Below are 24,363 nucleotides of genomic sequence, written 5' to 3'. Positions count from 1 at the left end.
TTCACTCCCAATGACAGGCCGAGAGTAGTACTCACACCGGGCTGTCGTCCTCCCGGTGGGCGAGGTGGAAGGCGAAGGCGGGCAGGCAGATCGAGACGTACTGGGCACCGTCAGGGGTCGAGTAGCGGGCCCGGACGCCGGCCCGGATCGAGATGGCCTGGCCGGCGTGGACCTCGGTGGTCCCGCCTGGGTGCTCGACGACGAGCGTGCCCGAGAGGACGATCGTGTGCTCGTCGAACTCAGGCTTCTGGGCCGGCTCGGCCCAGCCCGGCGGGCTCCCCATCACGGCGATGGACAGGTCCTCGGCCCCGTTGGCCACCCGGCCGACGAACTCTCGGATGGTCTTGGGGGGCTCCCCGGCGGCCATCACTTCGACCGCGTCGGTAACTCTCACGTCCGCCATGGGGCCTCCTGTCGATCGGCAACTGCCAGCAGTCTGCCCGGTCGTAGCGGCCACCCTAGGAAGTTGGTGTCTGGGCGGACCTACCCAGCTTCTCCGCCAGTGGGCCCAGTGGCGAACGGGGCGGGCCCCGCGCGCCAGCCCCTTGACTTCGAGTGGCCCCAGGCGGAAGCTGACGTCTGGCGCGGCCCGACGCCGAGCCCAGTGGCCCGGCCCCGGGCGGCACTGGGCGAAGGGGGGAACACCCCCGGGCCCGGACATCGGTCGTTGCGCCGTGCCGTGCGGTCCCGGGGACCGCACCGGCGCGGCGGGGAGGCGACCCATGCCGAAGGACAGAGACTTCAAGCGCCGGGTGCGGGCCCGCATGGCTGCGACCGGCGAGCGCTACACCCAGGCCTGGGCCGTTCTTCGTCCCGGCCAACCGGCCGGTGCCGACGAGGTCCCCCCCTGGCCGATGCCGGTCGTTCGGCGTCCCGCGTCCGAGATCGTGGATCTACGGCGGACCGGCCCGGTGCGCCCCCCGCCGGTCGAGGAGGACCAGTTCGGCCCGCGTTGGGAGCTCACCGTCGAGGCCGGCGGACCAACCCGCACGCTGGGCCGGCGCCGGCTCAGGCTGGGGGCGGTAGCTGCGCTGGGCGAGGCCGAGGGCGGGGCGGCCTATCTCGCCCTCGGGGCAGACTTGATCGTCCCCGCGCCACCGGGGACAGACACCGACGGGCGGCGGCCATCACCGGAGGCCATGGCCGCGGCCATGGCGGGGGCCGCGCCAGTGCGCGGCCACTTGCGCGCTCTGCTCGGTGCCCGCTCCGGCTTCGACCTCGACGACCTCGATGTCGGGCACTGCCGGGAGCGCCGGGTGATCGGTGCGCCAATCTCCGCAGCTAACGGCGTCGTGATCCCTGTCCGGTGCGGGGTGGAGCTTTGGCCGCACGGGATGGAGGCGGTGCTTCTCGCCGCGGTCGAGATCGACCTCGGCGACCTGGCTCGACCGTGGGGGCGCGAAGCAGCCGGGCAAGTGTGGGCGTCCGGGAAGGGGTGGGCCGCCGTGGGCCTGGTGCTCGAGGTGCAGGCGAGCTTCGCCCCCTTCGAGGTCGGGGCCGTCCCTCCGGCCGAGCCCGCTCTCGGTTCCCGGGTCAGCGCGCCTTCGGTGCCGGCATCGCTGTGGACCGAAGTGGGCAGCGCGTTCACGGCTCGGACAGCCGCGGCCGGGCTGGCCCGGTGGCCCCTGCTGGCGGCGTCGCTGCGCGACCAGACGACCGGGCTGCGCATCGCCCGGAACTGGCAGCCGCCGTACGGCCGCTGAACAGGGCCGGCCGCCAGTACGCCGTCATCCGCCCTTCGCAGAGTCGACGCCGCCCCGCTGGCTAGGAGGGTGGTGTCTAGATCCTGCCCAGCGCAGCGGCCTCTAGGATCGACGAGGTGGCTGGCGAGCAGGACCCGGGCCTCCCGTGATGCCCGTGCTGGGCCGGGGCCCGGGACCGAGGTAGTGGTCACCGGCGCATGGGCACGGTGGCGGCGGGCCCTGGGCGGGCCCCCGGAGGAGCCCGGGGCCGCACCCGAGCCGTTCCGGGCCCAGGGCGGGGCTGTGCACCTACGCGATTTCCCCGACCCGTTCGTGCTGGCCACCGCCGGGGGCTACACGGCCTACGCCACCAACGGGGGTGGCGAGAACGTGCCGGCCATGGTCTCGGGCGACCTGGCTCACTGGGAGCCGGTGGGCGACGTCCTGCCCCGCCTGCCGGCCTGGGCCCAAGCCGGGTTCACGTGGGCGCCGGCGGTGCTCCCGCGGGCGGGCCACCACGTCCTGTACTACACGGTTCGCGAGCCCCGGTCGGGGCGCCAGTGCATCTCGGCGGCCGCCGGTCCGGGGCCGGCGGGGCCGTTCCGCGACGACCGCGCCGAGCCCCTGGTGTTCCAGCGCCTGCTGGGTGGGTCGATCGACCCCAGCCCGTTCGTGGACGACGACGGCACAGCCTGGTTGCTGTGGAAGAGCGACGACAACGCCCTGGGCCGGCCGTCCCGGCTGTGGGCACGGCCCCTGGCCCCCGACGGCCTGGCCTTCACGGGCGAGCCCGCGGAACTGCTCCGCCACGACCAGCGCTGGGAACGTCCGCTGATCGAGGCCCCCGCCATGGTGCGCCACGACGGTCGCTGCTACCTCTTCTACTCGGCCAACTGGTGGGAGTCGGCCCGCTACGGCGTGGGCTACGCCGTGGGCCCCGGCCCCACCGGGCCGTTCACCAAGGTCACGACTGCCGGGCCGTGGTTCGCGGGCGGCGACGGGGCCGCCGGGCCCGGGGGCCAGGAGCTGTTCACCGACGGCCAGGGCCGGCTGCGCATGGCCTTCCACGGGTGGTCGCCCGATCGGGTGGGCTACGCCCAGGGGGGAGCCCGACGCCTTCACGTCGCCTGTGTCGACTTCGACGCCCAGGGCCGGCCCGTCGTCTCCGGTTGAGAGCCACCGCCGGCCGGCCACGATCAGTGGTCCTGGAGCACGGCGTCGTCGCGGAAGTCGGCGAACAGGGCCTCGGCCTCTGCCCCCACCAGAACCACCGACCCGGCCACCGGCAGGTTGGCGATCACGCCCGGCACGGTGACGGTACGGACGCTGGCGGGGTCGATCGACAGGGCCAGGCGGCCCAGGCGGTAGGCGTCGGCCAGGCCCCCACCGCCGAGCTCCCCGTGGCGCAGCAGGGTGGCCGTCCACCGCAGCATCTCGGCCAGGCCGGGTTGGCGGTCACGCAGCTGGGCCAGGGCGGACACGATGATCAGGCCTTGATGGCGGGTCCGGGTGAAGTCCCCGTCGGCGAAGGCCCGGTTGCGGGCCAGGGCCAGGGCCTCCCCGCCCGTGAGGTGGGCGGGGCCGGCATCGAAGAACGCCCCCGAGTTGGCGTCGGCCATGGCCACGGGGATGTCGACGCTCACCCCGCCGAGCTCGTCGACCATCGTCTGGAACCCGTCGAACCCGGTGCTGACGACGAACGGGACCTCGACGCCCACCAGCTCGCTCACGGCCCGGGCCTGGGCTTGGGGCCCACCCACGGCGTAGGCCGCGTTGATCTTGTCGCTGCCCAGGCCGGACGTGGTCACGTAGGTGTCGCGCGGGATGTTGAGCACGGTGGCCTGACCGGTACCGGGGTTCACCCCGATCAGGTGCAGGGCGTCGCCCCGGGGTGACTCGTTGCCGGGCCGGGCGTCGTGGCCCACGACCAGGACGAACACCGGCTCCTCCCCGGTGGGCACGAAACGCGCCCCGTCCACCCGGTGGAGCTGGAAGGTGAGCGGCCCGAGGCGGGGCCCCGGGCCGCCTAACGCGGCCGACGCCAGGACCGCGGCCCCGCCCACGACGGCCAAGGCCAGGGCGCACACGACCCGCAAGAGGCCCGCCCGCCGCCTCCCCCCGGCCCCGGTGGCCCCGGAGGCCCCGAAGGCCCCGGGTCCCCGGGAGGCCCCGGTGGCGCGGAGGCCCCAGGCGTAGCGTCTGCCCGTCTGGTCCCGGCTGCCCGTCTGGCCCCGGCGCTGGTCGTGGCTCGTCACCGGCGGGCCGTGGTGGTGGTCACCGCGCCGCCCACCTCACGAGTGGCCGTCACGTCGTACCCGCCCACCTTCCACCCGCCCTCGCCGTCCACCAGCAATAGCTCGCCGGCCCGTTCGACGCTCAGCGGGGCTCCGACGGTGGTGCCCACCACCCTGAGGTGAACGGACGCGACCACCGCCGCCGCGCCGTCGGCCCCCATCAGCACCGTCAGGTCGGCCGTGGCGGCGCGAGCCTCGGCCCCGGTGGCCGGCCCGAGCCCCTCGTCCACCAGGACCTCCCGGTCGGGGCCGGCCAGGTGCTCCAGGGCCTCGAGGGTGAAGACGGCCGAGAGGTCCCCGGCCCCCCGGCCCGATCGCAGCGGCCCGAGGACGGCCCGGTCGAGGTAGAGGTCCAACGTGGCCTTCAAACCCGCCCGCACGTCGTCGGGGAGCCGGGCCTCGGCCCTTACCGCCTGCACGTCGAGCGTCCCGATGGTGAACGACACCGGCGCGGGCGCGGGCGCAGGCGCGGCGCTGGTGGTGGTGGCCGGCCCCGGCCGTCCCGGGCCCGAGCAGCCTCCCAGGGCCAGGGCCAGGGTGAGCACCACGGCTGGTACCAGGCCCAGGGCCGGGGCCGCCGGAGGGCGGCCGTCGGCCGGTGCCGCCAGCCCCGGGGACCACGACCGCTCCACCGGGCCAGCGTAGGCCCGGTCCTGGCCTGGCATATCCGGCACCCTGGTGGGGTTAGCACCACTGATGAAAAGGCCAGCCAGCACCGTTTACCCCGGGACCGTTCGTGCCGACAATGTTCCTATGAGCACTGGCATCGCCCGCACCCTCTCCAACACCAACAAGGTGGCCGTCGGCCTGGCCGTCGGCACCTCGGCCGCTCTGGGTGTGGCCGTGGCCACCGGGTCGGGCCTGAGTGCGCCCGAGACTTCGGGGGCCTTCGGGGCCGCCGGGGTCATCACCTTTCTCAGCGTTCGCAGCAACCGCCGGCCCCGGGCCACCCCCCACGTCCTCGTGGCCGTGCCCGAGGGCCCCGGCGCCCTGTGGGTCCGGGCCGAGCGGGCGCGCAGCCTGGCCGCCCACCCCGCGGCCCACAGCCGCTCCGACGCCGCCTGAGGTCCTAGGGCGCGGGTGTCGATCGCGGTGCGGCGCGGCGCGCCGAGGCGGCCGACCTACCTCTGACCAGCACCCTGGCCTTCTAGCCGAGCCGCGAACGGGGCGGTCGGCCTCCTGACCTGAGGAGGGTTTAGGCACCAGCCTGTTAGGCGGCTTCAGTTCATACGGGCGCGCAAGGCGGTGGACTCCTGGCGCAACGAGGGGGCGTCGTCGGGGACGGCCCCAGCCAGCTCCTCGAGTATCTCGGCGGCGTCGCGGAACTGGCCCTTCGAACCCAGCACCCGGGCCAGGTCGCGCCGTTCGGCCAGGGGTGTCCCGGGCAGGGCCAGGCGTAACGAGACGACCCAGGCCAGCGACTCGACGTCGCCCCGGGCCGTGTAGATCGACTTGAGGTTGGCCAGCATGCGGCCCAGCACCGCGTGGGGCCCGACGGGGTCGAGGTAGGCCTCGAGGAACGGCGTGTTCGCGCCGTTGACCACCCGGAAGCGCTCCTCGCACCCCGCCCGGTCGAGCACCCGGCCGCCCGCGAAGGGGTCGACCCACCGGCGGGGCCCGGGTCCGGCGTGCTGCAGCAGGAAGTGGCCGGGCATGCCCACGGCCAACAGGGGCACGCCCAGCCGCCGCCCCACCTCCATCCCGAGGACCGACAGCGTTATGGGAAGGCCCTGGCGCCGGGTGACGACTTCGTTGAGGAACGAGTTGGCCGGGTCGTAGTAGTCCGACACGCTGCCCCGAAAGCCGAGCACGTCGAACATGTGGTGCCGCCAGCTCTCGAAGGTCGGCTCCGGGCAGCCGCCGGCCAGTTCGTCTATTCGGGCCAGCTCGGCCTCGACGTCGAGCCCGCCCGGGTAGGCGTGGTCGGCGATGAGCAGCGCGGCGCGGTCGAGGGGAACCGAGCTCTCCGGCCCCTGCACCAGTTCGGCGAACCGGGCGCCGCTGCCCTCCATCGGCCCAGAGGGTACTCAGGCGCCCGGGCACTCTCGCTACGATCCCCTCTCATGGCCACTGCTTCCCCGTCCGATACGCCCAACCCCAACGCCAAGAAGTTCACCCTCGACACCCGCCTGGGCTCGGCCCTGAACCTGCGCAGCGCCGAGGACGCGGCCTCCAACCCGTTCGCGGCGGCCGTGTTCGCCCTCGACGGCGTGGTCCAGGTGTTCGGGGTGGCCAACGGTGACTTCGTGACGGTGACCCGCCGGCCGGGGGCCGACTGGGTGCCGATCATCGAGGGCGTGCAGGCGGCCGCCGCCGAGCACCTGTAGGGGCCCACGGGCGCGAGCCTCAGCCGGTGGCGTCGCTCAGCTCCAAGTCGACGGCCTGATGGGCCAGGAGGGCGTCGAGGTCGGCCACCGGCTGGGGCCGGGCGAAGTGGTAACCCTGGGCGAAGCGGCACCGTAGGCGGCGCAGGGTGGCCACCTGGCGGCGGGTGGTCACGCCCTCGGCCACGGCGTCGAGGTGGAGGGTGGCGGCCAGCTTGATGACCGCCCGGGCCAGGGCAGACTCGTGGGGGCCCTCGGCGACCCCATCGATGAACGACTTGTCGACCTTGAGGATGTCCACCGGGAAGCGCCGCAGGTACCCCAACGACGAGTAACCCGTGCCGAAGTCGTCGATGGCGACCCGGGACCCCAGTTCGCGCAGCTCGACGAGGCGGTGGCTGGTCGTCTCGGTGTCCTCCATGAGGATGCTCTCGGTGATCTCCAGTACGAGCAGCGCCGGGTTGAAGCCTGATGCCAGCAATGAGGCCGCCACCTCGTCAACCCACTGCGGTTGCTGGAACTGGCGGGCGGACACGTTCACGCTCACCCGCAGGCCGCCCGAGCAGGTGGGGTTGCGCTGCCAGGCCGCGCCCTGGCGGCAGGCCTCGTCGAGGACCCAGCGACCCAGCGGGACGATGAGCCCTGTCTCCTCGGCCAGGCCGACGAAGTCACGCGGGGGCAGCAGGCCGCGCTCGGGGTGCTCCCACCGCACCAGGGCCTCGACGCCCACGATGCTGCCCGAGGCCAGCTCGACGATGGGCTGGTAGTGCAGGACGAGCTGGCCCTCCTGCAATGCCACCCGGAGCTCGTGCTCGGCCGTTCGCCGGGCACGGGCACCGGCGCGCATGTTGCTGTCGTACACGGCCGTCAGCCCGGGACCGCGCCGCCGCGAGTGCTCCCGGGCGATCTCGGCGTCGCGTAGGAACTGGTCGGCGGACGGTCGGCCCTGGCCGGGGGTGACCGACGTCATACCCACCGAAGCGGTCACCAACAGCTCCATGGCGTCCACCACGAAAGGCTCGGCTATGGCCGCCGACACCTGCTCAGCCGTGAGGCGGGCCTCCTCCGGCCCCCCGGGGTCGACCAGGAGAGCGAACTCGTCCCCCCCGATGCGAGCGATCGTGGTCCCCGCGGCCACGGCCGCCTCCAGCCTCCTGGCTGCTGTCACCAGCAGCTCGTCGCCGATGTGGTGCCCGTAGGAGTCGTTCACCGCCTTGAACCGGTCGAGGTTGACCGACAGCAGGGCGAGCTCGGTGCCTTCGCGGGCCGCTCGGGCCAGGGCCTGTTCGAGCCTGTCCAGGAGCAGGGCCCGGTTGGGGAGAGACGTGAGCGCGTCGTGCAGCGACCGGCTGGCGAGCTGGTGGTCGAAGCGGGAGCGGTCCTCCTCGGCCTGGCGCCGCTCGGTGATGTCGCGCACGACGCCCGTGTAGAAGAGCTCGCCGTCGACCGTCCACTCCGACAGGGCCAGCTCGATCTGGAACTCCTCGCCGTCACGGTGCAGTGCGGTCAGCTCCGTGGTCCGGCCCACCAGGACACCGTCGCCGTTGGCCCCACGGCTGGCTCTGGCCAGGCCGACGGCATGGGCTTCACGAAAGCGCGACGGCATCAGGCAGGAGAGGGGCTGGCCCACGGCCTCGGCCTCGGTGTAGCCGAAGGCCCGCTCCGCGCCGGCGTTGAACGCCACGATTACGCCCTGGGCGTCGGAGGTGATGATGGCGTCAAGGGCCGACCCCATGACCAACCGGTGCCACCGCTCTGAGTGCCGCAACTGGGCCTCCACGTCCAAGCGCTCGACCAGGCGGCCCAGGTGGTGGCATACCGTCCCCATGAGCTCGGTGAGCCCCTCCTCGGCACCCCCGGGCTGGTGGCCGTAGAACTCCAAGACGGCAACCACCTCGTCGCCGGCCGGGACCGGGAAGGCGAACGCCAGCCCGGCGTCGGCGTCCGGCTGGCCTGTCGAAGGGCCCCAACTCTCGGCCTTTGCTCCCCAGACCACCCGGCGGGAGGAAGCCGCCTCGGCCACTGCGCCCGTCACCGGTGGGACCGCCACTGCGCCCGGCCGGACCGGCCCACGGGAGGCGTGGTCCGGGTAGGTCACCGAGGTGCACACCAGAGCCGGGCTGTCCGGCCCGGCCGGGAGGGGCCGCGACCTGGTCCACAGGCGCCCGGCCGGCCAGCCGGTGTGCTGGCACACGTCCTCGAGCACGAGATGGGCAGCCTGTTCGAGGCTCGGCAGGTCGTTGGCCGCGGCCGCCGCCCGCCCGAGCAGTCGCAGGTGGGCCAACTGTTCGTCGACCGGCTGGTCAACCGCCACGGAGAAGGGCCGGTCCATCGGCCCAGCTTGCCTCAACCGTCCAACTTGCGCCGACCGGGCGACGGGCCGGCGAGGCTGCGGTCACAACTGCCATTGGACGGGGCGGTCGGGTTCGTACGAGCAGAAAGTGCCCGTGCGTACCGAGCACCGCAGGTGGTGCCCGATCTCCGGCTGGGCGGCCTCGATCCTGTCGATGGCCAGCCGCGCCCGGGCCGCGACCGCCCGGGCGGCCACGTCGAGGGGGTCGGTCGGGCCGTCGGACAGAGCTTCAGCCAGCAGGTCGCGCTCGGCCCTGGCCAGGGCGGCGGCCACCGCGTCACCCGCCCTCTCGGCCTCGACCAGCTCTGCCCCCAGGTCGACGAGCCGGGCGGTGTACTCCTGGCGCGCCCGGCTCTCCGGAGGGCTCGGCGAGCTCGTCCATCGGGCCTGAGTGGCCGGGGACCACGGTTGGCCGGCGAGCACGGGTGGTGCCTGGCCGGGGGGCCCCACCAGGCCCGAGACGTGGACCGGGGAGCGAGCCGACGCCAGCAGGCGAGCGAGGTCGTGCAGGCCCAGGGCGTCGGCCAGCCTGGACGGCTGGTCACTCGGGCCCACCAGCCAACCGTCGCCGTCGCGGCAGAAGACGGCTGTTGTGGGCGTCATGGCGCTGTCGTCGGACTTGGCCAGCACCGAGTAGGCCGCCGCCGCGGCCTCACCCAGGGCCAGCCGGCTGTAGGTGCGGGCCGCCTGCTCGAGCAGGTGGACCGAGAGCGGCCAGTCGTCGGGCCCGCCGCGGGCCCGGAGGGTGGCGGCCATCTGCCGCTGGACGTGCGCCAGCAGCAGTGGTGCCCCCGCCCGCCGGTAGCAGTCGGCGGCGTCGGCCCAGTGGGCCAGCGCCTGGTCGTTGCGACCCCGAGCCTCAGCCAGGCGACCGAGGGCATGGGCCACCGAGCAGTAGAACACGGCCCCGCCCTCTTCGACTGCGCAGTCCCGCCAGTGTGGCGCCAGGCGGCGGGCCAGCAGGTCGAGCTCGGCCGGGTGAGCCCCGACGACCACCGCCAGTTCCGCCAGGAGGCACAGGGTCGCCAGGCGGCCGGTGGCCGGGCCGGTGTCACGGGGGAGCAGGCGGGCCAATTCCTGCCGGGCCAGGTTGTCGCGCCCCATCTCCCCGATCACCAGGGCCAGCAGGGCCCGTGCCCCCGCAGGGGCGGTGGGGTGGCGGTCGAGAGCCGTCCGCAGCACCACCTCGGCCTCGGCCAGCCGGCCCTGGTCCCGCCGGGAGGCGGCGCACAGCACGGCGGCCAGCAGGTCGCCGTGGGGCACCCCCTCGTCCTCGGCGGCGGCCGCGGCCTCGAGGGCCGTGCGTTCGGCGGTAGAGAAGCGCCCGTCCATGAGCGCCCTCATGGCCCGCCAAAGGCCCGTTTGCCACCTCGGGACCGACGTGCCCGCCTCTTCGATGGCTGCGTCGGCCTCGGCCACGTCACCCCACTCCAGCAGCACCACGACCCTGTCGGCCGGCGTGAGCTCGGGCACCAGGCGAGTCTAGGTGGCTGGTGTCTTTCGCGATCGGCGCTTCGCGCCGAGCGGCCGACCCGTCCCTGACCAGCACCTTTGCCTCTTGTCCCGCGCCGCGCTGGGCGGTCGGCCGCCTATGGAGGTATGGACACCAGCCTCCTAGATGGCCGGTCCCGGGGCCGAGGGGCGCCGGCGTCCCTACGGGCCTCGGCTGGGGACGGCCTGGGCGTGCGACGAGTTGCGGCCCGTCCGCCCCCCGGGCAGCGGCCGCAGGACGCGAGCCAGCCACTGCTGGATCTCTCCGGCGCGCGACTGGTCGAGCTTGTAGTAGACGAAGCTCCCGTCGCGCCAGCGCGAGACGAGGCCGGCCTTGAGGAGGACGGCGAGGTGGTGGCTGGCCAGCGAGGGCGCCATCCCGGTGGCCCGAGCCAGCGCCCCGGCGCTCTGGGGCCCGCCCCGCAGCTCGCAAAGCACCTGCAGCCGGTGGGGCTCGGCCAGTACCGCGAGGTCATCGGCCAGCCGGGTTGCGTCATCACGGTTGATGGCACTGGGCATGAGGGCGTCCTTACCCAGCCCGGGCCCTGTTCAGCCTCCGATCGGCGCGATTTCCAGGTCGTGGTAGGTCGCCAGCGGCCGGTAGTGCACACCCCGCCCGGCCAGCCGGGCGGCGGCCTGCTCACCCCGGTCGAGCAGGGTGGTGGCCAGCACGACGGTGGCCCCGGTGGCCTCCACGGCGTCGAGGGCCTGGAGCACCGAGGCGCCGGTGCTGACCACGTCTTCGACGAGCATCACCCGGTTGCCGGGGCCGAGCACGGCACCCTCGATGAGCTGCTGGCGGCCGTGGCCCTTGGCCGCCTTGCGCACCGAGAACCAAGCGGCCCCGGACACGACGGCCACGGCGTGGGACAGGGGGTCGGCCCCCATCGTCAGCCCCCCGACGGCATCGAAGTCGGCCCCCTCCCGCTCGGCTAGGGCGACGACCGCCTCGGCCGCCAAGCGGAGGTCCGCGCCGGCGGCCAGCGCCCGCTTGCCGTCGACGTAGTCGTGGCTCCACTCCCCAGACGACAGCTGGAAGGCCTCGTCCCGGCGCACGTACCCCCGTTGGCGGAGCAGGGCCACCACGGCTTCGGGCGTCACGGCGCCAAGAGTGCCACAGGCCGGGGGCCGGCCGCCGGTGCTGGCTGTGCGGGCCCTGGCTGTGCGGGCCCTGGTTGGGGGTGACCCCCTTGTTGGGTACTGCCCGTTCTAGTGTCGACGGCTTCAAGGAGGAGAACGGTCCATGGCAAGCGGCACGGTCAAGTGGTTCAGCGCCGAGAAGGGCTACGGGTTCATCTCCCGTTCCGACGGGGACGACGTCTTCGTCCACTTCTCGGCCATCGAGGGGGACGGTTACCGCAACCTCGAGGAGGGCCAGGCGGTCGAGTTCGAGGTCACCACCGGCCCCCGCGGCCTTCAGGCCAGCGAGGTCCGGCCCATCCGCTGAGGCCCGCCCCGAGGGGGCGCGAATAGGCAAGGCCCAGCCCCGGTCGGTAGGCTTTCAACCGCGGTCCTCGTGGTGGGCCCCGGCTGGCGGTCGCCGGCGGCCGGTCCTGCCAGGTGGGAGCAGGGCCGCGGAAGCCGGCCGGCAGGAGGCGAATGTCCGCACCGCCCCGACATCGCATCGGCGTGATGGCCATCGTGGCCGTGCTGACCCTTCAGGTCGGCCCGCCGGCGGCATCGGGCCAGGTCGACGCCAAGCGGGCTGAAGCGGCCGCCCTGGCCGACCGTCTCAGCGCCCAGGCCCGGGAGATCGTGGCTCTCGACGTGTCGTTGCGGCAGGCCCAGGACCAGCTGCGCGACGCCGAGGCCGTGGTCCGCCAGACCGAGAACGACATCGCGGCCGCCACCAGGCGCCAGGACGAGCTCAAGCAGTCGCTGGTGGTCCAGGCCCAGGACGCCTACGTGGTGGGTGGGTCGGTCTCGGTCCTGCGGTACCTGGTGGCCACCAACCCCGGCGACGACATCGCCCGCCGGGCCTACCTGAGGGTGGTCTCAGGCCTCGACCGCAAGCTGATCGGCGACCTCCGGGCCGTGCGAGACGACTTGGAGGCGCTCAGGGACAGGGCGGGCGTCGCCCAGCGACGCGCCCAGGCCCGAGCCGAGGCCATCGAGGCCGACCGTTCAGCCCTCGACAAGGCGGTGAGGGGCCAGCGAGCGCTCCTGGCCCAGTTGAACGGCGAGATCGCCACGCTGGTGGCCGCCGAGCAGGCCCGGCGTGACGCCGAGACCGCTCAGCGGGCGGCCGCTACTGCGCCAACGGCGGCCGGCCCCGCGCCCGCCGACACGGCCGTCTCGGGAGGCCCTGAGGACGAGACGTGGGCCTGTATCCGCCAGTTGGAGTCGGGCAACAACTACGCCTCGCCTGGCGGCGGTGCCTACCAGTTCCTCGACAGCACGTGGCAGTCCCTCGGCTACACGGGGACGGCCAGCGACTACCCCCCCGACGTGCAGGACGCGGCCGCCCGCCAGCTCCAGGAGCGGTCCGGCTGGTCGCAGTGGACCGTCGCCCCGCTCTGCGGCCGACCCGACTGACCCTACGCCGGTCTCAGGAAGAGGGCGGGGGAGGCGGTACCGGACCGGTCTCCCCCGGCCGTCGGATCTCCCCGAAGCGCTCTTCGTAGCCGGTCATGTTGATGTTCAGCGCCCGGAGCATCTCGAAGACCAGAGTGGGCGGCACCTTGACGCGGGCCGTCACCCGGCAGGGCACCCGCATGGCCGGGCCGTCGGGGGTCTGGAGGGGCTCGGGAGGCAGCGTGGCCGCGAAGTCGAGGGTGAACTCGTGGGCCGTGTGCCAGACCCCCAGGAAGTTGGCGTACACCCCGCCGTCCAGCTCGGGAGGCACCCGTAGCTCGTAGTGCGTGGGCGGGTCGCCCCGGGGCCCCTCGTCGTCCTCGATCTCGCCTGCCATGGCCCAGTTCTAGTGCCTCCACGGTCAAGGTGGCCTCGCTTCTGGCCCTACCTTCCTGGGTTCTGGCCGACTCGCGGCCAACAGCCACGTCGGAACGGGGCGTCCTCGGAACCCACGCCCAGCGGGGCTGGTTCAGCGGAAGCCGAAGACGGTCATCCTTCCGAGCTCTTCCAGCAACTCCTCGGTGATGAGCCAGGGCGGGCTCCTTACGGTTCGCGGAACCCGACCGCCGCCGGCCGCCGAGGCGGCTTGTAGTCCCTACGCTGGGCCCATGACCCGGGTGCTGGTCGTGGACGACGACGCCACCGTCTCGGAGGTGGTGGGCCGTTACCTGGCCCGGGAGGGCTTCGCCGTCGAGTCGGTGTCCGACGGCTCGGTGGCCTTGGCCAGGGCGGTGGCCGAGCCCCCTGACCTCGTCGTGCTCGACCTGATGCTGCCCAGCCTCGACGGCCTCGAGGTCTGCCGGCGGCTGCGGGCGATGGCCCCCGTACCGGTCATCATGCTCACGGCCAGGGGCGACGAGAGCGACCGGGTCATGGGCCTCGACCTGGGGGCCGACGACTACGTGACCAAGCCGTTCTCGCCCCGGGAGCTGGTCGCCCGGGTCAAGTCCGTGCTCCGCCGGGCCCAGGCCCCGCTGGCCGCTCCGGGCCACGGTCCGGCGGTCCTGAGAGCCGGGGCCATCGAGGCTGACGTGCTCGCCCGTGAGCTCCGGGTGGCGGGGTCGGTGGTCAACGTCACCCAGCGGGAGTTCGAGCTGCTGGTGTTCCTGCTGCGCCACCCTCGCCAGGCGTTCACCCGCCAGGCCCTGCTCGAACAGGTCTGGGGGTACAGCTTCGGCGACACCTCGACGGTCACCGTGCACGTGCGGCGGCTGCGGGAGAAGGTCGAGAGCGACCCGTCGCAGCCCGAGCACATACAGACCGTGTGGGGCGTGGGCTACCGGTTCGAGCCGTGACCGCCATCCAGCGGGCCACGGCCGCCGCCGGGGTGGTCGGGGCGGTCGCCACCGTCGGGGTGTCGATGGCCCTGGGCCGCGGCCCAGCCGGAGCCCTCGGGCTGGCCGGGTGGGCCGTGGGGGCAGCCGCCATGGCCGGGCTGATGGGCGCCGCCTTGTTGGCCAAGGCCCGCCACCGGTCGATCGCCGTCCAACTCGTGGTCGTGAGCCTCACGACCGTGGGGGCGGTGGCTGCCGGCACCCTGGTGGCCGCCCGGGGCATGTACTTCGCGGCCCATGACCTGCCCACCCTGGCCGTGGTGATCCTCGCGGGCGGCACCGTCGGGGTGGTCGTGGCCCTACTGCTGGGCGAACAGGTGGCCCGCGGGAGCCGTTCGCTGCTCGACGTGGTCAGGCGCATCGGCGAACCTACCGGCGAAGGCGACGGCGACGGCGACGGCGACGGCCAGCCCGGGGGCCGGCCGGCGCCCCACCAGCCCGCGGGTGGGGAGCTGGCCTCGCTGGCGGCCGAGCTGGCCGAGATGTCGGCCCGGCTCGAGGAGGCCCGGGCGGCCGAGCGGGCCCTGGAGTCGTCGAGGCGCGAGCTGGTGGCCTGGGTCTCCCACGACCTGCGGACGCCCCTGGCCGCCATCCGGGCCATCACCGAAGCCCTCGAGGACGGGGTCGTCGACCAACCATCCACGGTGGCCCGCTACCACCGGACGCTCCGCCAGGAGGCCGACCGCCTGGCCGAGCTGGTCGACGACCTGTTCGAGCTAAGCCGGATCCAAGCCGGCGCTCTGCGCCTCCAGCTCGAACGGTCCTCGCTGACCGACCTCGTCTCGGACGCGCTGTCGGCCGCCGGTCCGGTGGCGTCGGCCAAGGGGGTCCACCTGGAGGGCCGGCTCACCGACGAGCCCCCGCCGCTCCTGCTCTCGGCCCCCGAGGTGTCGCGGGTGCTGCGCAACCTCCTGGAGAACGCCATTCGCCACACGCCCAGCGACGGGACGGTGTGGGTAGAGGCGGGCGTCGAGCAGGGTTCGGCCTACGTGTCGGTGGCTGACGGCTGTGGCGGCATCGAGCCCGCCCACCTTCCCCGGGTCTTCGACCTCGCCTTCCGGGGCGAGGACGCCCGCACGCCCGCCGACGGGCGCGGCGGCGGCAGCGGGGGCGGCCTGGGCCTGGCCATCGCCAAGGGTCTGGTCGACGCCCACCGCGGCCAGATCGTGGTGGCCAACGAGGGGCCGGGCTGCCGGTTCACGGTGCGCCTGCCCATGGCCCCGCGGGCGTGAGGGCGCTGGTCACCGGCGGCGCCGGGTTCGTCGGCTCCCACGTGGTCGACCTGCTGGTGGAGGCCGGCCACCAGGTGACCGTCCTCGACCGGGCGCCCCGGCCTCGGTGGGCCAATGAGGGGGCCAGTTACGTGCGGGCTGACGTCCGCCACCAGGCCACGTGGGACGACGCGCTGGCCCGCCCGTTCGACGCTGTCTTCCACCAGGCGGCTCGCGTGGGCTTGGGGACCGACTTCGCGGACGTGACCAGCTACGCCGACGACAACGACATGGGCACGGCCGCCATGGTGGCCGGGCTGCACCGGACCGGGTTCGGGGGCCGGGTCGTGCTGGCCAGCAGCATGGTCGTCTACGGCGAGGGCCGGTACCGGTGCGCGGCCCACGGGTCGGTGCGGGCCGCCCCCCGCCCCCCGGCCCGCCTCGACGCCCGGCAGTTCGAGCCGCCCTGCCCCCGGTGCGGTGGCGACCTGGTGGCCGAGGCGGTGACCGAGGACGCCCCGATCGACCCCCGCAACGTCTACGCCGCCACCAAGGTCCACCAGGAGCACCTGGTGGCCGCCTACGTGCGCGAGTGCGGGGCCACGGCCGTGGCCCTGCGCTACCACAACGTCTACGGGCCCCGGATGCCACGCGACACCCCCTACGCGGGCGTGGCCAGCCTGTTCGCCAGTTCGCTGGCCGCCGGTCGGCCCCCCCGGGTGTACGAGGACGGCCGCCAGACCCGCGATTTCGTCCACGTGACCGACGTGGCCCGGGCCAACGTGGCTGCCGCCGGCGCCCAGGTGGACGAGGGCTTCTTGGCTGTCAACGTCTGCAGCGGCACGCCCCGGACGGTGGGCCAACTGGCCGGCGCCCTGTGGGAGGCGGCCGGTTGCCGCCCCGAGTCGCGCCCGGTCGTGACCGGTGAGTGGAGGGCGGGTGATGTCCGCCACGTCTTCGCCTCACCCGAGCTGGCCGCTCGCCGCCTTGGCTTTCGCGCCGCCACCGACCTGGTCGCGGGCCTACGGGGCTGAACGGACTGGCCCCGGTTCGGTCAGTCGGGGGCGGTCACGAAGTCGATGAGCTGTTCGACGGCGCCCACCAGGGCGGGGTCGAGGTCGGCGTAGGAGCGGACCGAGGCCAGCACCCGCCGCCACATGGTGGAGGGGCTGTCCACCCCCAGGCGCCGGCACACGCCCTGCTTCCAGTCCTCGCCGTAGGGGACGGCGGGCCACGCCTCGATGCCCACCACCGAAGGCTTCACCGCCTCCCAGATGTCGACGAACGGAGTGCCGGTCACCAGGACGTGGGGGTGCACGGCGGCCGCCGCCAGGCGGGCCTCCTTGGTACCCGGCACGAGGTGGTCGACCAGAGCCCCGAGGCGCCGACCCGGCCCGGGCTGAAAGGCGGCCACCACAGCCGCCAGGTTGTCGAGGCCGTCGAGGCGCTCCACGACGACGGCTTCGGCCCGCAGGTCGTCACCCCAGACCTGCTCGACCAGCTCGGCGTCGTGCACCCCTTCGACGAGGATGCGCCCGGCCCGGGCCACTCGGGCGCGTCGGGGGGCGACGGCCAGAGAGCCGGAGGCGGTGCGGGCCGGGCCGGCGGGCCCGGCGGGGGCGGGCCGGGGTGGCTTGAGCGTCACCGAACGGCCGTCGAGGGAGAACCCGCCGGGCGTCAGCCGGAAGACCCGCTCCAGCCCGCTGGCCCCCTTGAGGACCACGCCGTCGCGTTCGAAGCGGGCGATCACGCCCCGGAAGGCACTGCCCCGGTGGACCACGGCCAGGCCAGGGCGGCCGTCGACGTCGGGGTAGGTGGCCGCCAGCCGGGCGGGGCCGTCGACCGGCCCGGACAGGATCCCGGCCCACGGGTCACGGCGCCGGGGAGGAGGAGCCGCGCCTGGGGGCAGGCTCGCGTCGCCCACCGCTCAGCGGTCCTCGTGGGCCCGCCGCACCGTCACCTTGCGCCCCTTGATGGTCGTGGCCTTCAGGGCGGCCACCACCTCGTCGGCCGCGTCGGCCGGCACCTCGACGAGCGAGAACCGGTCGGCGATCTCGATGGCCCCGATGTCGCGCCCGGCCAGCCGGGTCTCGCCCGCGATGGCCCCGACCAGGTCACCGGGCCTCAGCCCGGAGGTGCGGCCTGCGCCCACGAAGAGCCGGGCGCTGCGCCCCCCGCCCCGCATCGGCCGGCCCTTGCGGCCGCCCGCCCCGGCCCCGCCCGCCCCGGCCCAGCCGGAGCCACCCGGGCCGCCGGCCCCGGCCCGGTCGTGGGGCTTGGGGGGCCGCACGACCGCCTCGGGGATGTCCTCGTCGTCGACGACCAGCCCCGAGGCCTCGTGGGCCAGCTTCACGGCCGCCATGGCCACCTCCATGACGTCGAACTGGTCGGCCAGGGTCTCCACCACCACCCTGAAGCGGTCGAGGTCGTCCTGGCGGATCGACTCCTCCAAGGCGGCCCGCGTGAGCTCGAGCCGGCGGGCCTGGAGGTCGGCGCTGCTGGGCACCTTCTCGACCGAGATGTGCTGGCGGGTGGCCCGCTCGATGGTCTTGAGCATCCGGTGCTCGCGTGGTTCGGCCAGGGTGATGGCCACCCCTTCGCGCCCCGCCCGGCCCACCCGGCCGATGCGGTGGACGTAGGCGTCGGGCGAAGGCGGCACCTCGTAGTTGACGACGTGGCTGAGCTGGCTGATGTCGAGGCCCCGGGCGGCCACGTCGGTGGCCACCACCAGGTCGGCCGTCCCCGCTCGCAACCGGCCCATGACCCGGTCTCGCTGTTCCTGGGCCATGCCCCCGTGGAGGGCCTCGGCCCTGTAGCCCCGGCCGTTGAGCAGCTCGGTGATCTCGTCGACCTCGTCCCGGGTACGGCAGAAGACGATGGCCGCGGCCGGCGACTCGATGTCGAGCAGCCGCCCCAGGGCGGCCGGCTTGTGGGCGCGGGCCACGACGTAGGCCACCTGGCGCACGAGGGGAGCGGCCCCCTCGGGGGCGGCCGCCTGGCCGACCAGGATGCGCACCGGGTCTCGGAGGTGGCGCCGCACCATGCCGTCGATCCGGGGCGGCAGGGTGGCCGAGAACAGGACCGTCTGGCGGCCCTCGGGGGTGGCCCCGAGGATGGCCTCGATGTCCTCGGCGAAGCCCATGTCGAGCATCTCATCGGCCTCGTCGAGCACCACGGCCGACAGCGACCCGAGGGCCAGCGTCCCCCGGCCGATGTGGTCGAGGGCCCGGCCGGGCGTGGCCACCACGATGTCGACGCCCCGGGCCAGGGCACCGAGTTGGCGGACGATGGGCTGGCCGCCGTAGATGGGCACGACCCTCACCCCCAGGCCCCGCCCGTAGCGGTGGACCGCCCCTGAGACCTGGACGGCCAGCTCCCGGGTGGGTACGAGCACCAGCGCCCCGGGCTGGCTGTCGCGCTCGGTGGCCGGGGCCAGGCGTTCGAGCAGCGGCAGGGCGAAAGCGGCTGTCTTGCCTGTCCCCGTGGCCGCCTGGCCCAGTAGGTCGCGGCCCTCCACCAGGGGCGGGATGGCCTGGCGCTGGATGGGCGTGGGCTCCTCGTAGCCGAGAGCGGCGAGGGCCTCCACCAGCTCGACCCGCAGGCCCAGGTCGGCAAAGGGCGCGGCGTTTTCGGGTCCAGAGGTCACGAGGAGCGGAAATTATCCCTCATTCCCGGTCGCCCGGCGGTACGGTCGGAGCGGCTGGGCCCACCCGGCGCGGGGAGGTCGCAATGAACGGATCGCTGGCCATCGAGGCGAGCGGCCTGGTGAAGACGTTCGGAAAGGTGCGCGCCGTCGACGGCGTCGAGCTGGCCGTGCCGCGCGGCGCGGTGTACGGCGTGCTCGGGCCCAACGGTGCGGGCAAGACCACGACCATCCGGATACTGGCCACCCTGCTGCGCCCAGACGGCGGGACGGCCCGGGTCATGGGCTTCGACGTTGTCGAGCAGGCCGAGCAGGTCAGGGGGGCCATCAGCCTCACGGGCCAGTTGGCCTCGGTCGACGAGCACCTCACCGGTCGGGAGAACCTGGTCCTGCTCGGCCGGCTGCTCGGTCTGACCTGGGCCGGGGCCAAGGCCCGGGCCGGCGACCTGCTGGAGGCCTTCGGGCTGGCGGCCGACGGCGGCCGGCTGGTCGGCACCTACTCGGGGGGGATGCGGCGCCGGCTCGACATCGCCGCCAGCTTGGTGGTCACCCCCGAGCTCATGTTCCTCGACGAACCCACCACCGGTCTCGACCCCCGGTCCCGCAACCAGGTGTGGGACATCGTGCGGGTGCTGGTCTCGGAGGGCACCACCGTGCTGCTGTGCACCCAGTACCTCGAGGAGGCCGACCAGTTGGCCGACGGCATCGCCGTGATCGACCACGGGCGGGTCATCGCCGAGGGCACCCCCGCCCAGCTCAAGAAGTCGGTGGGGCCGGGCTCGCTGCGGGTGCGGCTGCTCGACCCCGCGCAACGCCCGGAGGCGGCCGCCGTACTCGAACGGGCTCTGGGCGCCGTGACCCTGGCCAGCGACCCTGCGGGTATGTCGGTCCCTTGTCCGGGGCCTGGCGAGGCGGCCGAGGTCATCGCCGCGCTGGTGGCCGCCGGGGTTGAAGTGGCTGACTTCGCGCTGGGCCAGCCCAGCCTGGACGAGGTCTTCCTGGCCCTCACCGGCCATAAGGCCGACGGTGACGGGGCCGCCGAGATGACCGGAGAGGAGACACGATGAGCGACGGGACCGCGACCCCCAAGGCCTCACCTCCCGCGGCCGCGGACGCCGAGGCTGTCAGGCGGGCCATCTCTACCGCGCCACGGCCGCCTCGCCCCGGCCCCGCGGCGGCGGCCGTGGCCTTTGGGTGGCGGGGGATGCTGAAGGTCAAGCACGTCCCCGAGCAACTCCTCGACGTGACCATCACCCCGATCATGTTCGTGCTCATGTTCACGTACATCTTTGGTGGTGCCATCGCAGGGTCGACCCGGGAGTACCTCGACTACCTGCTGCCCGGCATCTTGGTCATGTCCGTGCTGTTCACGACCGTCTACTCGGGCGTGGCCCTCAACACCGACCTCACCAAGGGTGTAGTCGACCGGTTCCGCTCGTTGCCCATCTGGAGGCCGGCTCCGCTGGTGGGCTCGTTGCTGGGCGACAGCGCCCGCTACCTGCTGGCCGGCACCGTGATCGTGCTGGTGGGCGTGCTGCTCGGCTACCGGCCGGATGCGGGCGTGGTCGGGGTGGTCAGCGCCCTGGGCCTGGTCGTGCTGTTCGCCTTTGCCCTCTCGTGGGTGTTCACCACCATCGGCCTGGTCATGCGGGCCCCCAACGCGGTGATGAACGCCGGGTTCATGGGCATCTTCCCCTTCACGTTCCTCTCCAACGTGTTCGTGGACCCCACCACCCTGCCCGGGTGGCTGGAGGCGTTCGTCGACGTCAACCCCATATCCATCCTCACCACGGCCGTGCGGGGCCTTATGAACGGCGAGGTGCTGACGGGCGAGATAACCGTGGTCCTGTTGGTCGCCTTGGCCCTGACCGCGGTCTTCGCCCCCCTCACCACCCGCCTCTACCGCCGGGCCGAGAACACCGGGTGACCTCGGTCCCCAGCTGGCACGGTCAGCCGAACCGGAACCGGGTGACGTCGTTGGGGAAGTCGAACCAGGCCATGGCCTTGGAGGGCATGAGCACGCACAGGCCGCCCGCGCCTTCCCCCTCCCAGGCGTCGGGCCCCGGTTCGTAGCCTCGGCCGGCGTACTTCGCGGCGAAGGCCTGGGACAGCCGGGCACCGAGCTCGGGCCCGGGAGGTGAGGCCGGCCCGGACGTGCCTTCCACGATCACCGCCTTCCACCCGTCTTCCAGGTGGAGGGTGCAGGCGCGGTTGTGGGTGAGGTTGCGGGCGTGGACGGTGGTGGGCGCGCCGTCGTACCAGAACCGCCCGTCGACCCACACCCCCCACCGGGGGACCACGTGGGGGCGCCCGTCGGGGCGGGTGGTCGCCATCCAGTACTGGGACGAGGCCACCAACCGGTCCTCGACCGCCGGCCACTCGAGAAGGCCGTCGCTGGAGGCGGGGACGCCGTAACCCTCGGGCATGACAGGCCGGTCACGGTCCGGCACCGAGCTGGTTCCCATGGCCTTCCGGGTTAGCACAACGCGCCCGTTCTGTCGCGCTCTTGACACCGAACCGTTCTCCGGCGTAACACGATGGGGGTGGGTTACCCTGCTCCCGAGCGCTGAGGTGCAGCCATGGCATCGGTTCCACGCTGGAGGGTCAGATTGTCCGTCGCAGTGGTCGCGTTCGGGCTGGCCAGCTGCGGCGGGGAAGGGAGCCCGTCGTCCGCGCCTGGGCCCACAGCCACGCAGCCGGCACCTACCTTGAACGCCCTGGACCTCCCAGCCGACGCCCCCGGACCGGGACCGACCTCGGGCCCCTCACCGACGGTGGAGACCACGGGCCCGACGGGACCAGGGACCACCCCCACGCTGGCGCCCCCGTCCGGCGGCGACCCCCCTCCTTCGACCGCTCCGCCGGTGACCACCGCGGCCCGGTCTTCGGTCGAGGGTGACTTCTCGCTTACCTACCCGAGCGGCTGGGGCCCGGCCGGGCCGGTGATCTCCTCGGCGTTCGCGGCGGGCGCCGATTGTGCCTCGGCGCTGGTGGTCGACCGCGCCCTGCCCGACGCCTCCGGCCCCGGCGCCCAGGTGCTGCAGTCGTTCGTACAGCTGTGCTGGAAGGGCACCGAAGGCCTCAGCCTCGACGGTTACATGGCGGCCACCTACGGTGGCACCGGCGGGTTCCAGGCGGCGACGCTGGCGGGCCGGCCCGCCTTCGTGGCCGCTAGCGGCGGGTCATCGACCTACTTTGTCGACACCTCATCACGGCGCTACCAGGTCAGGACCGCGGTCACTGCCTCTCCCGAGCTGGAAGCCCAGCGCCGGGCCGAGGTCGCACAGGTCCTGGCTTCTCTGGCGCTTCCGGACTGACAACGCACAAGGAGCGGATAGTGAAGCTACGGGGGGGAAGGCGCCGGACGGGGGCCGCCGCAGCAGCGGGCCTGGTGAGCCTGGCGATGACGGCGTCTGCTTTCGCGGGGGTCGACGTGCAGGTCAACGACCCGACGACCGACGACGTGGCCAACGACGTCACGACCCAGAGCGAGACCTCGCTGGTGGTGGGGGCCAACGGCGTGATCTGTGCCGGCTTCAACGACTTCGGGCCCCAGGGCCTGTCGGGCCTGGCCCGGTCGACCGACCTCGGGGCCACCTGGACCGACCTCGGGGGGATCAGCGAGCGGGGTGACCCCGTCCTCGCCTACCACGAGGCCAGCGACACCTACTTCTACGCCAGCCTCGGCACCACCCAGATCCGTGTCGCCCGGTCGACCGACGGCTGCCAGACGTTCGGGGCGGCGGTGAACGCCTCGGTCGCCTTGGGGGACACGTCCCTGGCCGACAAGCCCTGGATCGCCGTCGACAACACCGGTGGCCCCAACGACGGCAACGTCTACCTGTGCTTCACCCGGTTCTTCAGCGGGAGCGAGCTGCGGGTCATGCGCTCGATCGACGGCGGCAACACCTACCAGAACGAGATGGTCATCGGCGCCGACGGCACGGCCCCCTTCGGCTGCAACGTCCAGGTGGGCTCGGACGGGGCGGTAAACGTCACCTGGGCCCGGCGCGACACCGACGACATCGTGTTCTCCCGCTCGGTGGATGCGGGCCTTACCTACTCGGCGGCCGTCACGGTCAACTCGGCCGCCACCCGCGAGCCCGGGACCGACACGATCGTGGCCTGCGGCGGCGGGAACCGTCCCACCCTGACGGGCAACATCCGCATGCTCCACCAGGCGTGGATGGCGACCGACACCACCGGCGGTCCCAACGACGGCAACCTCTACATCGTCTGGGCCAGCGACCCGGCGGGCACCCCCGACAACTCCGACGTGTTCTTCAGCCGGTCGACCGACAACGGCGCCACCTGGAGCGCCATGACCCAGATCGGAGGAGGCGGAGGCGCCACTGACCAGTTCGAGCCCAACGTGGCGGTCAACGACACGGGCGACGTGGCCGTGGTCTGGTACGACCGGCGCAACGACGCGGCCAACAACATGCTCATCGACGTGTACACGGCCTTCTCGGCCGACGGGGGCGCCACCTTCGCGCCCATCGTCAGGGTGACCGACGTCTCCTTCGGGGTGCCCCAGCTAAACCCCAACTTCAACCCCGGGGCAGCCCAGTGCTACATGGGCGAGTACATCGCCATCGACGGGTGGGGCTCGCTGTTCTTCTACATGTGGGGTGACAACCGCAACACGGTCACCAACGCCAACTGGCCGGCGGGCCGGCCCGACCCCGACGTCTTCTTCGACGTACTGGCCGGCCCCACGGCTCTCGACTGCCCGGCCGGGCTGGTCCCCACCATCATCGGCACCGCCGGGGACGACGACCTCATCGGCACCGCCGGTGACGACATCATCTTCGGGCTCGGGGGCAACGACCGGATCGCGGGTATGGGCGGCAACGACATCCTCTGCGGTGGCGAGGGCGACGACCAGCTATCGGGTGGGGCGGGCGACGACCAGCTCTACGGCGGTCCCGGCAACGACCGCCTGTCCGGGGGTGCCGGGAACGACCTGCTGGTGGGCGGGGCGGGGATCGACCGCCTGAGCGGCGATGCCGGTGACGACATCCTTGACACGGTCAACGGCGTGGGTGGCGACTTCTTCCACGGCGGGGCGCACACCACGGGCGACATCTGTGTGTCCGATCCTGGTGACACCAACCTCGGCGGCTGCAACCCCTGAGATGAGCCCTCGGCTGGCTGGAGCACCTGATGGTGCTCCAGCCCGCGAGGACGCCAGGAGGCTCTATCCGACCAGCTTGCGGGCGGCGTCGGCGATGGCGGTGGCGTCGATGCCGGCGGCCGCCACCAGCTCGTCGGGCTTGCCCGAGGTGGGCATGGCCGACACGGCCAGCGCCCGCAGGTGCAGGGGGCCATCGGTGGCTGCGGCCAGGGCCTGGGCCACGGCGTCGCCCAGGCCGCCCTCGGCCCAGTGGTCCTCGGCCACCACCACCCGGCCCCCGCAGTCCCGGGCGGCCTCGGCCAAGGTGGCGGCGTCGACGG

General features: G+C 73.5%; 26 protein-coding genes. 13 read left to right on the top strand and 13 right to left on the bottom strand.

The features are described 5' to 3' along the window. Positions 1–31: 31 nt before the first annotated feature. On the bottom strand, positions 32–403 hold the full coding sequence (locus AB1673_09440) for a cupin (protein ID MEW6154194.1): 372 nt from the start codon (positions 401–403) through the stop codon (positions 32–34). A 319-nt stretch (positions 404–722) separates the two neighbouring features. Here AB1673_09440 and AB1673_09435 point away from each other — a divergent pair, with 319 nt between their 5' ends. Both AB1673_09435 and AB1673_09430 read left to right on the top strand, forming a co-directional pair. After that, on the top strand, positions 723–1,703 hold the full coding sequence (locus tag AB1673_09435; protein ID MEW6154193.1) for a hypothetical protein: 981 nt from the start codon (positions 723–725) through the stop codon (positions 1,701–1,703). Positions 1,704–1,886: 183 nt separating this feature from the next. Next, the gene (locus AB1673_09430; protein ID MEW6154192.1) at positions 1,887–2,855 is read left to right on the top strand and encodes a glycoside hydrolase family 43 protein; all 969 of its coding nucleotides are present in this window, start codon (positions 1,887–1,889) and stop codon (positions 2,853–2,855) included. A gap of 23 nt (positions 2,856–2,878) precedes the next feature. Here the strand turns inward: AB1673_09430 and AB1673_09425 are convergent, their stop codons facing one another. Together AB1673_09425 and AB1673_09420 are read right to left on the bottom strand one after the other, a co-directional pair. Continuing rightward, positions 2,879–3,937: an LCP family protein gene (locus AB1673_09425; GenBank protein MEW6154191.1), complete on the bottom strand. Its 1,059-nt coding sequence runs from the start codon at positions 3,935–3,937 to the stop codon at positions 2,879–2,881. After that, entirely contained in the window at positions 3,934–4,608 is a 675-nt protein-coding gene (locus AB1673_09420) for a hypothetical protein (protein MEW6154190.1), read from the bottom strand. Before AB1673_09420 ends, AB1673_09425 begins: the two co-directional genes overlap by 4 nt. A gap of 121 nt (positions 4,609–4,729) precedes the next feature. Between AB1673_09420 and AB1673_09415 the strand changes: the two genes are divergently transcribed. After that, the gene (locus AB1673_09415) at positions 4,730–5,041 is read left to right on the top strand and encodes a hypothetical protein (protein ID MEW6154189.1); all 312 of its coding nucleotides are present in this window, start codon (positions 4,730–4,732) and stop codon (positions 5,039–5,041) included. Positions 5,042–5,196: 155 nt separating this feature from the next. Here the strand turns inward: AB1673_09415 and AB1673_09410 are convergent, their stop codons facing one another. Then, on the bottom strand, positions 5,197–5,988 hold the full coding sequence (locus AB1673_09410) for a transglutaminase-like domain-containing protein (protein MEW6154188.1): 792 nt from the start codon (positions 5,986–5,988) through the stop codon (positions 5,197–5,199). Between the two features lie 51 nt (positions 5,989–6,039). Here AB1673_09410 and AB1673_09405 point away from each other — a divergent pair, with 51 nt between their 5' ends. Then, positions 6,040–6,303, top strand: coding sequence for a NifU N-terminal domain-containing protein (locus AB1673_09405; protein MEW6154187.1), 264 nt, complete (start codon positions 6,040–6,042; stop codon positions 6,301–6,303). 19 nt (positions 6,304–6,322) lie between these two features. On the opposite strand, the gene AB1673_09400 is transcribed toward AB1673_09405, so the two are convergent. From AB1673_09400 to pyrE, 4 genes are all read right to left on the bottom strand, one after another. Continuing rightward, a complete protein-coding gene (locus tag AB1673_09400) occupies positions 6,323–8,632 on the bottom strand; it encodes an EAL domain-containing protein (protein MEW6154186.1) in 2,310 nt (769 codons plus the stop codon). Positions 8,633–8,695: 63 nt separating this feature from the next. Further along, positions 8,696–10,126 carry a tetratricopeptide repeat protein gene (locus AB1673_09395; GenBank protein ID MEW6154185.1) on the bottom strand — a complete coding sequence of 477 codons (1,431 nt, stop codon included), beginning with the start codon at positions 10,124–10,126 and terminating at the stop codon, positions 8,696–8,698. A 180-nt stretch (positions 10,127–10,306) separates the two neighbouring features. Next, positions 10,307–10,663 (bottom strand): metalloregulator ArsR/SmtB family transcription factor, encoded by a 357-nt coding sequence (locus AB1673_09390; protein MEW6154184.1) that lies wholly within the window; start codon positions 10,661–10,663, stop codon positions 10,307–10,309. Positions 10,664–10,693: 30 nt separating this feature from the next. Continuing rightward, a complete protein-coding gene (gene pyrE, locus AB1673_09385) occupies positions 10,694–11,245 on the bottom strand; it encodes an orotate phosphoribosyltransferase (protein ID MEW6154183.1) in 552 nt (183 codons plus the stop codon). 142 nt (positions 11,246–11,387) lie between these two features. Between pyrE and AB1673_09380 the strand changes: the two genes are divergently transcribed. Both AB1673_09380 and AB1673_09375 read left to right on the top strand, forming a co-directional pair. Next, positions 11,388–11,591 carry a cold-shock protein gene (locus AB1673_09380; protein ID MEW6154182.1) on the top strand — a complete coding sequence of 68 codons (204 nt, stop codon included), beginning with the start codon at positions 11,388–11,390 and terminating at the stop codon, positions 11,589–11,591. Positions 11,592–11,743: 152 nt separating this feature from the next. Beyond that, entirely contained in the window at positions 11,744–12,679 is a 936-nt protein-coding gene (locus AB1673_09375; GenBank protein MEW6154181.1) for a transglycosylase family protein, read from the top strand. 13 nt (positions 12,680–12,692) lie between these two features. Here AB1673_09375 and AB1673_09370 read toward each other — a convergent pair whose 3' ends face one another. After that, positions 12,693–13,055, bottom strand: a complete 363-nt coding sequence (locus tag AB1673_09370) for a DUF3467 domain-containing protein (protein ID MEW6154180.1) — start codon at positions 13,053–13,055, stop codon at positions 12,693–12,695. 271 nt (positions 13,056–13,326) lie between these two features. On the opposite strand from AB1673_09370, the gene AB1673_09365 reads away from it, so the two are divergent. The 3 genes from AB1673_09365 to AB1673_09355 are packed head-to-tail and all read left to right on the top strand — an operon-like array spanning position 13,327 to position 16,297. Beyond that, entirely contained in the window at positions 13,327–14,013 is a 687-nt protein-coding gene (locus AB1673_09365) for a response regulator transcription factor (GenBank protein MEW6154179.1), read from the top strand. Beyond that, positions 14,010–15,284, top strand: coding sequence for a HAMP domain-containing sensor histidine kinase (locus tag AB1673_09360; GenBank protein ID MEW6154178.1), 1,275 nt, complete (start codon positions 14,010–14,012; stop codon positions 15,282–15,284). Before AB1673_09365 ends, AB1673_09360 begins: the two co-directional genes overlap by 4 nt. After that, positions 15,281–16,297, top strand: coding sequence for an NAD-dependent epimerase/dehydratase family protein (locus AB1673_09355; GenBank protein ID MEW6154177.1), 1,017 nt, complete (start codon positions 15,281–15,283; stop codon positions 16,295–16,297). The genes AB1673_09360 and AB1673_09355 overlap by 4 nt, the downstream gene beginning before the upstream one ends. A gap of 20 nt (positions 16,298–16,317) precedes the next feature. Here AB1673_09355 and AB1673_09350 read toward each other — a convergent pair whose 3' ends face one another. Both AB1673_09350 and AB1673_09345 read right to left on the bottom strand, forming a co-directional pair. Next, positions 16,318–17,187, bottom strand: a complete 870-nt coding sequence (locus tag AB1673_09350; GenBank protein MEW6154176.1) for a DUF3097 family protein — start codon at positions 17,185–17,187, stop codon at positions 16,318–16,320. A 3-nt stretch (positions 17,188–17,190) separates the two neighbouring features. Then, positions 17,191–18,909, bottom strand: coding sequence for a DEAD/DEAH box helicase (locus AB1673_09345; protein MEW6154175.1), 1,719 nt, complete (start codon positions 18,907–18,909; stop codon positions 17,191–17,193). An 83-nt stretch (positions 18,910–18,992) separates the two neighbouring features. Here AB1673_09345 and AB1673_09340 point away from each other — a divergent pair, with 83 nt between their 5' ends. Together AB1673_09340 and AB1673_09335 are read left to right on the top strand one after the other, a co-directional pair. Continuing rightward, complete coding sequence (locus AB1673_09340; protein MEW6154174.1) at positions 18,993–19,973, top strand: ATP-binding cassette domain-containing protein; 981 nt, start codon at positions 18,993–18,995, stop codon at positions 19,971–19,973. Next, on the top strand, positions 19,970–20,833 hold the full coding sequence (locus AB1673_09335) for an ABC transporter permease (GenBank protein MEW6154173.1): 864 nt from the start codon (positions 19,970–19,972) through the stop codon (positions 20,831–20,833). The genes AB1673_09340 and AB1673_09335 overlap by 4 nt, the downstream gene beginning before the upstream one ends. Positions 20,834–20,855: 22 nt before the next feature. On the opposite strand, the gene AB1673_09330 is transcribed toward AB1673_09335, so the two are convergent. Then, positions 20,856–21,371 (bottom strand): pyridoxamine 5'-phosphate oxidase family protein, encoded by a 516-nt coding sequence (locus AB1673_09330; GenBank protein ID MEW6154172.1) that lies wholly within the window; start codon positions 21,369–21,371, stop codon positions 20,856–20,858. Between the two features lie 399 nt (positions 21,372–21,770). Here AB1673_09330 and AB1673_09325 point away from each other — a divergent pair, with 399 nt between their 5' ends. Both AB1673_09325 and AB1673_09320 read left to right on the top strand, forming a co-directional pair. Beyond that, positions 21,771–22,223 (top strand): hypothetical protein, encoded by a 453-nt coding sequence (locus AB1673_09325; protein MEW6154171.1) that lies wholly within the window; start codon positions 21,771–21,773, stop codon positions 22,221–22,223. Positions 22,224–22,309: 86 nt separating this feature from the next. Continuing rightward, a complete protein-coding gene (locus AB1673_09320) occupies positions 22,310–24,043 on the top strand; it encodes a hypothetical protein (GenBank protein MEW6154170.1) in 1,734 nt (577 codons plus the stop codon). Between the two features lie 63 nt (positions 24,044–24,106). Here the strand turns inward: AB1673_09320 and AB1673_09315 are convergent. Beyond that, a partial coding sequence (locus tag AB1673_09315; protein MEW6154169.1) for a transketolase C-terminal domain-containing protein occupies positions 24,107–24,363 on the bottom strand: 257 nt, incomplete at its 5' end.

The sequence above is a fragment of the Actinomycetota bacterium genome (assembly GCA_040754375.1).
Classification (GTDB): domain Bacteria; phylum Actinomycetota; class Acidimicrobiia; order Acidimicrobiales; family AC-14; genus JBFMCT01.
This window is presented reverse-complemented; position numbering and strand designations above follow the sequence as displayed.